At 64.0% G+C, this 7,154-nt stretch carries 9 protein-coding genes and 1 pseudogene; 3 read left to right on the top strand and 7 right to left on the bottom strand.

The window, feature by feature from the left end; translation table 11 throughout:
* Nucleotides 1-151: 151 nt before the first annotated feature.
* Complete coding sequence (locus FE811_RS25255; RefSeq protein ID WP_219848951.1) at nt 152-907, bottom strand: SDR family NAD(P)-dependent oxidoreductase; 756 nt, start codon at nt 905-907, stop codon at nt 152-154.
* 661 nt (nt 908-1,568) lie between these two features.
* Between FE811_RS25255 and FE811_RS25250 the strand changes: the two genes are divergently transcribed.
* Nucleotides 1,569-2,366: a DeoR/GlpR family DNA-binding transcription regulator gene (locus FE811_RS25250; protein WP_140849260.1), complete on the top strand. Its 798-nt coding sequence runs from the start codon at nt 1,569-1,571 to the stop codon at nt 2,364-2,366.
* Between the two features lie 252 nt (nt 2,367-2,618).
* Here FE811_RS25250 and FE811_RS25245 read toward each other — a convergent pair whose 3' ends face one another.
* Both FE811_RS25245 and FE811_RS25240 read right to left on the bottom strand, forming a co-directional pair.
* The gene (locus tag FE811_RS25245) at nt 2,619-3,446 is read right to left on the bottom strand and encodes an ergot alkaloid biosynthesis protein (RefSeq protein ID WP_140849258.1); all 828 of its coding nucleotides are present in this window, start codon (nt 3,444-3,446) and stop codon (nt 2,619-2,621) included.
* Nucleotides 3,439-3,885, bottom strand: coding sequence for a nuclear transport factor 2 family protein (locus FE811_RS25240; protein ID WP_140849256.1), 447 nt, complete (start codon nt 3,883-3,885; stop codon nt 3,439-3,441). Before FE811_RS25240 ends, FE811_RS25245 begins: the two co-directional genes overlap by 8 nt.
* A gap of 56 nt (nt 3,886-3,941) precedes the next feature.
* Here FE811_RS25240 and FE811_RS25235 point away from each other — a divergent pair, with 56 nt between their 5' ends.
* On the top strand, nt 3,942-4,556 hold the full coding sequence (locus FE811_RS25235; RefSeq protein ID WP_140849254.1) for a TetR/AcrR family transcriptional regulator: 615 nt from the start codon (nt 3,942-3,944) through the stop codon (nt 4,554-4,556).
* Between the two features lie 268 nt (nt 4,557-4,824).
* Nucleotides 4,825-5,181 carry a Rid family hydrolase gene (locus FE811_RS25230; RefSeq protein WP_140849252.1) on the top strand — a complete coding sequence of 119 codons (357 nt, stop codon included), beginning with the start codon at nt 4,825-4,827 and terminating at the stop codon, nt 5,179-5,181.
* A gap of 222 nt (nt 5,182-5,403) precedes the next feature.
* Here FE811_RS25230 and FE811_RS25225 read toward each other — a convergent pair.
* The 4 genes and pseudogenes from FE811_RS25225 to minC all read right to left on the bottom strand — a co-directional run.
* Nucleotides 5,404-5,562 (bottom strand): annotated as a pseudogene (locus tag FE811_RS25225) (IS5/IS1182 family transposase); the annotation flags it as partial.
* A 139-nt stretch (nt 5,563-5,701) separates the two neighbouring features.
* A complete protein-coding gene (gene minE, locus FE811_RS25220; RefSeq protein WP_181180971.1) occupies nt 5,702-5,980 on the bottom strand; it encodes a cell division topological specificity factor MinE in 279 nt (92 codons plus the stop codon).
* Nucleotides 5,977-6,795, bottom strand: a complete 819-nt coding sequence (minD, locus tag FE811_RS25215) for a septum site-determining protein MinD (protein WP_370362705.1) — start codon at nt 6,793-6,795, stop codon at nt 5,977-5,979. Before minD ends, minE begins: the two co-directional genes overlap by 4 nt.
* Nucleotides 6,796-6,821: 26 nt before the next feature.
* Nucleotides 6,822-7,154 (bottom strand): septum site-determining protein MinC (minC, locus tag FE811_RS25210; RefSeq protein ID WP_140849247.1); only part of this gene is annotated, 333 nt, incomplete at its 5' end.

The following is a 7,154-nucleotide window of genomic DNA, read 5'->3' as shown; positions in this document are numbered from 1 at the left end:
TCAGCGCCTTACTTGGGAAATGTGGGTTCATGGGTCCACCTGTTGGTTGTTTTGCATTCTGTCTGTTGCGGGCAACAGTTCTTTGTCCCGGGCCCTGAGGAAGGGCCCGCGGCATCACGTCGAAAATATGCGCAGTGTCGGACCGCTGTGGTTAGGCGAAGACGCCCAGGGTCCAACCGCCGTCGACCAAAAGGCTTTGGCCGTGCATATGGGCCGACAGGTCAGAACACAGGAACAGCGCCGCATCCGCGATCTGCTGCGGCGTGCCCCACTGGCCGTCCGGCGTCTGGCCGGCCAAGGTCGCTTTGACCTCGCTGTCGTAGATTTCCGTCATCGGCGTGGTGATGAAGCCCGGCGCCACCGCGTTCACGTTGATGCCATGGGCGGCATAGTCCATCGCCACCTGTCGGGTGAAGTTCAGCGCTCCGCCCTTGGCGGTGCAATAGGCGTTAAAGCCCTGGTTGGCCCGGTAGCCCGAAATCAAGCCGATCGACACCACCTTGCCGCCCCGCCCCTGGACCATCATCGCGCGGATCGCTTCCCGCGTGGTATAGAACAGCCCGTCCAGATTCACCGCCATCACCTTGCGCCAGGTCTCGTCATCGGTGTCCAGAATGGTTCCCGGCATCAGGACGCCCGCCGACAGGACCGCGATATCGATGCCCTTCTCGGCCGCGACAGCCGCGAAGACCTCTGTCACGGCGGCGCTGTCACTGACGTCCAGCGGGCGGAAATCGACCTTGGGATCATCGTACATCGTGGCTTCGGCATCGGAATAGGCGCGACTGCGCGCCAGCACGGTCACGCTGGCTCCGGCAGCGGCCAGGGTCCGCACCACGGCGGTGCCGATGCCGGACGATCCACCGGTGACGACGGCATGCTTTCCAGTCAGGTCGATATTGGTCAATGCAGATGTCTGTCCTTCGATGGGCCGGACGCAGGCGCCGGGCGGGTCATGGTCATGGGCGCGCCGGCCGGAGGACCGGCCGATGCGGAACGAAAGTCTGTGGACCGCCGCGTCCGGGCAAGGACGGTCAGCCGACGATCACAGGGCGGCGCACAGCGCCAGCGCGGTCGGGCGCCATGCCTCGGGCCCCCATCCAGAGCCGTGCAGCCCCTTCGAATTCAAGTCTTTCGGCCCAACCTCCCGATCCGGCGACGGATCCCTAGGACCAAATGCACAGGTTGTTTCGTGCGTTATTCTTGAGGAAACATTAGCCGCGGCTCAGCCCCCCTCGCAAGAATTTTTGTGGATCTTAGCAACATTTTTGAGTCAAATCGGTCAATCATGTTCTGGATCACCGCCGAAACCACCCATTCAGGCCAAGTTTCGCACAAATTTTGCCCAACTACGGTCATTAGTGCGGATCACCCGGGCAAAATCGCGCAAATCTCCCACCAAGCGAGGGTGACCATTCACAGATCCTGCGCGATATTCTCGCCTACATTCCACGAATCTCGACCTGTTCGGGATGACACGGACCCGATACCATGCGATGAGCTGTCAACATGACTGAACCCGGTCACATTTTGTGTAACCTCACAGCGGAACCCGCACAGGACAGCCCATGACGGACAACTCTTCCACCTCGCAGCCTGGGACCCGCATGCGCAAGTCAGCCCGGCAGGATCTTATCCTGACGCTGCTGAGCTCGAACCCGACCCTGCGCGTGAACCAGCTGACCGACAAGCTGAACGTCTCGGCTGAGACGATCCGCCGGGATCTGGCGGAACTGGACGAGGCGGGGCGGATAAATCGGACCTATGGCGGCGCCATGCGCAGCCAGCGATTCGAACCGCATCTGGCCGAACGGCAAGCCCTGCATGTCAGCGAGCGCCAGCAGATCGCCCAGGCCTCGATCGAGGAGATCGGCGATGCCGACGCAGTGCTGATCGGCGGCGGCGCGACCGTGCTGCATTTCGCCCGCGCGCTGACCAGCTTCGACCGACCGCTGACCGTGATCACCATGTCCCACAGCATCGCGCCGGAACTGGCGGTGAACCCGCACCTGCAGGTCGTGCTGCTACCCGGGATCTACGACCACCGCGAAGGCATCGTCGCCGGTGCCGACACGATCAGCGCCATCGCCCGCTTTCATGCGCCGGTGGCGGTGCTGGGGGCCTCCGGCATCGACGCGTCCGGTGTCAGCGAAGCCATGCTGACCGCGTCGCAGGTCTATTCCGCGGTGGTGGATCATTCCGACCGGCAACTGATTTTGGCGGATCATTCGAAATTCGCGCGCCGGGCGCTGATGTTGGTGAGCCCGCGGCGGAACAGCATGGTGCTGTGCACCGACATGACCCCTCCGCCGGACGTGCTGACCGCGATGGAGCGCAACGGGGCACAACTGAAGCTTTGTCCGTAGGCTCCACGCATGGGACTTGGCTTGCGGAAACCATCAGGGCCAGCGGCCGCGTGCGCCGCGCAAGCAGGCCGGACACACGCCTGCTTCTGACCAGTGCAAAATCAATCTCAGAAAAGTCTTGCTATGCAGGAGCCATCCACACAGGTCGGTCGTGGCATTGTGCAGCAAAATCCGGGGCGAATGTCGCTGATGCGGGACCTTCCGGACATTCGCCCACAGGCAGCAGCAATATGTCAGCCCGCAGTGTTCCGATCACCAGCGGGGCAGGTTTCTTTTGGTAAACTTCCGGAAGGACATCGGCTCCCGCCCGGTCAGTTGCAGGATTTCCGGGGTGGTCCGGTCCTCGCCCCCGTCGCGAATGACCTCGTCGAGATGCGCCAGCGCCTCGGCATAGTCGCGCGGCAGGCCCTGGGCCATGTGGCGCCGCACCAGATCCGCACTCTCCAGGCTGACATGGCGGACCGGACGCGACAGCAGGCCCGAGATCACCCCTGCGACATCGTCGTAGCTCAGCGCTTCCGGGCCGGTGAGGATGGCATCCCTGTTGAGAGAGGTTTCGACCGTCATCGCCGCGACAGCCGCCGCGGCGATGTCGTCGGCGCTGATGAACCCGACGCGGCCGGTGCCGGTTGCGCTGAAGATCGCGTCTTCTTCGCGGATGGTCCGGGCATGCGGGCCGTGCGAGAAATTCTCCATGAACCAGGACGGCCGCAGGACGGCCCATTCGAGCACGGTCGCGGCGAGCCAGGCATGAACCTCGCCCATCATCGGGCCGCCTGGCGCGAATTGCGACGAACTGAGCAGCACGAAACGCCTGGTGCCGCGCGCCATCGCGCGCTCGAGGATCGGCTGCATCACCGCCAGATGGTCGGTGCGGTCGGTGGGCGCCACCAGATAGGCCGCAGTGCAGCCGTCGAATGCGGCGGCGGAGGCCGGGTCGGCCCAGTCGAACGGCACATCGCTTGCCGCTTTCGGGCGCCGGGTTCCGATCGCCACCGGAATGCCCCGCTCTTCGAGGCGCCGGGCGACGCGGCTGCCGGTGGTGCCGGTGCCGCCCGTGACAAGAATGCGCTCAGCCATGGGCCGCGTCCTCACCGGCCAGCGCCGCAACCCCGCCCTCGTCCCCGAGCGCCGCGCGCAGGATCAGCGGGTTCCAGTAGTCCCGGTACCGGGCAATGCGCCCGTCCCTGAGGGTGACCACTGAAATGTAGCTCTGATTGTAGGCCTTGCCGGTTTCCGCGCCACGCCCGGCGCAGGTGAACTCGAAGATGACTGTGTCGCCAGAGGGATAGGAGGACCTGAGCTCGAAGCCGTCGAATTCGAGCAGCGGCCCGAGCCGCTCCAGATGCGCGGCCAAGCTGTCGCGCCCGTCGAGGCGACCTGGCATCCCCGGCGGGGCATAGGGAAATTCGAAGATCACATCCTCGGCAAAGAGATCAAGGAAATCGTCGGTGGACATCAGGCGGGGGCCGAGGGCCCCCCGCAGGACGTCGCCGAAAGTGTCAAACTTGCCAGTCATGAGAAGCTCCGATAATGGTTGGAACGGTATCGTATCGACCATACGGGGGAATCTGGATGGAACGCAAGCGTTCCGACGCAAAAAAGAAACGCGCCCCGTCGGGCGCGGCGGTGCCCCGGGTCGATCTGACCGAGGCGCTTTATCGCGCGCTGTTCCTCGAATGGGCAGAGAAGGGGTTCGCGGCCGTCAGCCTCGAGCGGGTGGCCAGCCGGGCGGGGGCGGGGAAGGCGGCGATCTATCGGCGCTGGTCTTCGCGCGGGGAATTCGCCGCTGAGGCGCTCGAGGCGCTTGGCCTGCAAATGGCCGTCATCGAGGATCAGGGATCGCTCGAGGCCGACGTGGAGGCCTTTCTCTTCCGGCTCCGCGCCGCGCTGCGGCATCCGCTGGTGCGGCGCATCCTGCCGGATATCCATGCGGAGGCGGTCCGGTCCCCTGAGATGCGCAAGTTGAATGCGCGCGTGGCAGGGCAGCGGCGCAGTCAGGGGCAGGCGCTCCTGTCGCGTGCCATATCGCGTGGTGAACTGCCTTCGACATTGGACCTGCAGCTCGCGCTCGACCTGCTCCCGGCGCCGCTCTACTGGCGCATGATCGTCATCGGCGTGACCCCCTCGCGCGCTGAGGTGAGCAAACTGGCAGCGGCGATCACCGCGGGTCTGCGGGCAATGGGATGAACGCCAGCACCCTGCCCGTAGCGGTCATCCGTGCGGCGCGTAGCGGATGACCGGTCCCAGCCCAACTTACCCTTCGCCCATAGATGCCTTGTTCAGCGAAGCGGCCTCCCCCGGGAGCATTACTTGACCAGTGTGCGGACAAAGCCGCCATTGACCGGTTCGTATGGATGAATACTCGGCTGCAGCGATGTGGTAATCTTCCTGTGAAAGATCTGGTTGAGGGGAGCTCACGGGGCAAATGCGACAACTGATATCCAACGGGAACCCCATGGAGACTATCGTAGGGTTCAGCCGCGCGGTCCGAGTGGGGAACTTTATCGCGGTCGGCGGCACTGCGCCGGTCGACGCCGATGGCCAGACCGTGGGCGTCGGTGATGTCTTCCAGCAAACAAAGCAGTGCTTTGAGATCATCAAGGCTGCACTTGAGCAAGCCGGTTCCGGTTTGCAGGACATCGTGAGAACACGAGTCATCCTGACGGACATTGAAAACTGGAAAGCCGCTATCGAGGCGCGAAAACTCTACTGTCTCGATGCGCGTCCTGTTGATACGATCATGGCAATCGACCGTTTCGTTAATCCCGAATGGCTTGTTGAGATCGAAGTCGACGCGGTGGTATCCGAGTGACGCTTACCGAGTTTTGAAGGGCGCAGAGGCGCCGATCGCCGCGATCCGCCTGAACGGCAGCTTTCTTGAAATGAACAGAGCGGTGCGTGGTCCGCTTGGTGCGCATTGCTGCCGATTGTGACCAGCGCAGCGAAAGCCCGCTCCCCGCCCGATTCTGTGGAAAAACTCCCGTTCGCTATCGCAGAATATCGACGGCTGAACATGGCGCGAGCGCCTTTCCTGTCAGGCGTTTCGCGGTTGCTGCGGTGCGGGAAGGACCTTGGCCAGTTTTCTGAGGTTCTGGGCGGTTGCGGCGAGGAGGAATTCGTCGTTTGCGCCGGATGGGCCGCGTAATCGGAGCCTGTTGAGGCCAAGGATCCGTTTGAGGTGGGCGAAGAGCAGCCCGGGCCTCAGCCTGTTGAACATCCGGCCCACTGCGGACGATCGCATGGACCGGTCGCCGCGCGCCGCATTTTCCACCCGCTGCCCCCGCTACCAGGCCGGCAGGAACAAAAGGGCAGACGGGGTCACGCTCCCTCGGTCAGGACCGGGGTTGTTTCGACGCGGCCGCAGGCATCTCGATATTGATCTCCAGGCTCGACACCGCGTCATCGCGCTGCACCCGGATCTCCACATCCTCGTCCTCAACGGTGACGTATTTCCGGATCACCGCGAGGATGTCGTTCTGAAGCTGCGGCAGGAAGTCCGCCGCGCCAGAGCCGCCGGCGCGTTCATGCGCCAGGAGAAGCTGCAGGCGGTCCTTGGCGGTCTGGGCGGTCTTCGCGCGACGGGGCTTGAGGGAGAAACCGAACAGGCTCATGACGACCGCCCAAACAACCGCTGGAACAGGCCCGGACGGCGTTCCTCGCCGATCCGCATCGGGATGTCCTCGCCGGTGAGCCGCGCCACCGTGTCCTCATAGGCCATGCCTGCGTTCGACGGCTCGTCCAGAATCACCGGCGTGCCGACGTTCGATGCCCGCAGCACCGCCTGGCTTTCCGGGATGATCCCGATGAGCGGCACGGCGAGGATCTCGAGCACGTCCTCCACCGTCATCATCTCGCCCTTGTCGATCCGGGCCTGATCGTGGCGGGTGAGCAGCACGCGCGCTTTCACCGGCTCGTCCGACTTGCTCTCGGCGCGCTTCGTCTTGCTGGCGAGCAGGCCCAGAACCCGGTCGCTGTCGCGCACCGAGGAGACCTCGGGGTTGGTCACCACCACCGCCTCATCGGCGAAATACATCGCCATCTGCGCGCCACGCTCGATCCCGGCGGGGCTGTCGCAGATGACGTAGTCGAACTCTTCCTTCAGCTCGTTCAGGACGGCCTCGACACCCTCCTTGGTCAGCGCGTCCTTGTCCCGCGTCTGCGAGGTCGGCAGAATGTAGAGGGTGTCGAGCCGCTTGTCCTTGATCAGCGCCTGTTTCAGCCGCGCATCGCCCTGAATCACGTTGATGAAGTCGAACACCACCCGGCGTTCGCATCCCATGATCATGTCGAGGTTGCGCAGACCAACGTCGAAGTCGATCACGACAGTCTTGTGGCCGAGTTTCGCAAGGCCCGCGGAAATGGCTGCCGCCGAGGTGGTCTTGCCCACCCCGCCCTTGCCCGAGGTGATCACGATGATCTTCCCCAGAGGCGGCTTTTCCTTCATTTGCGTCGTCATGCGAGCGCCTCCAAATGCAATCCGTTGTCCTTCAGAAACACCTGCAGGCTCTGGCCCCGCAGCGTGTCGCCGATGCTTTCGCTGGTGCGGTAGACCCCCGCGATGGCCAGCAGTTCCGCTTCCTGCCGCAGGCAGAAGATGCGTGCGGATTCGTCTCCGTGCGCCCCGGCAATCGCCCGGCCGCGCAGGGTGCCATAGACATGAATGTTGCCCGAGGCGATCAGTTCGGCCCCGGAGGAGACCGATCCGATCACCGTAAGATCTCCCCGTTCCGCGAAGATGACCTGACCCGAGCGCACCGGGGCTCTGTTGCAAATTATTCCTGAGTG

This window comes from Paracoccus sp. FO-3 (assembly GCF_006386455.1).
Lineage (GTDB): Bacteria > Pseudomonadota > Alphaproteobacteria > Rhodobacterales > Rhodobacteraceae > Paracoccus > Paracoccus versutus.
Note: the sequence above shows the minus strand (reverse complement) of the source record. Positions and strands in the feature narration are given on the sequence as shown.

Excerpts from the sequence above, each read along its gene's own strand:
- FE811_RS25250 (WP_140849260.1), top strand. The coding sequence starts at position 1,569 with ATGACGGACAACTCTTCCACCTCGCAGCCTGGGACCCGCATGCGCAAG.
- FE811_RS25245 (WP_140849258.1), bottom strand. The coding sequence starts at position 3,446 with ATGGCTGAGCGCATTCTTGTCACGGGCGGCACCGGCACCACCGGCAGC.
- FE811_RS25240 (WP_140849256.1), bottom strand. The coding sequence starts at position 3,885 with ATGACTGGCAAGTTTGACACTTTCGGCGACGTCCTGCGGGGGGCCCTC.
- FE811_RS25235 (WP_140849254.1), top strand. The coding sequence starts at position 3,942 with ATGGAACGCAAGCGTTCCGACGCAAAAAAGAAACGCGCCCCGTCGGGC.
- FE811_RS25230 (WP_140849252.1), top strand. The coding sequence starts at position 4,825 with ATGGAGACTATCGTAGGGTTCAGCCGCGCGGTCCGAGTGGGGAACTTT.
- minE (WP_181180971.1), bottom strand. The coding sequence starts at position 5,980 with ATGAGCCTGTTCGGTTTCTCCCTCAAGCCCCGTCGCGCGAAGACCGCC.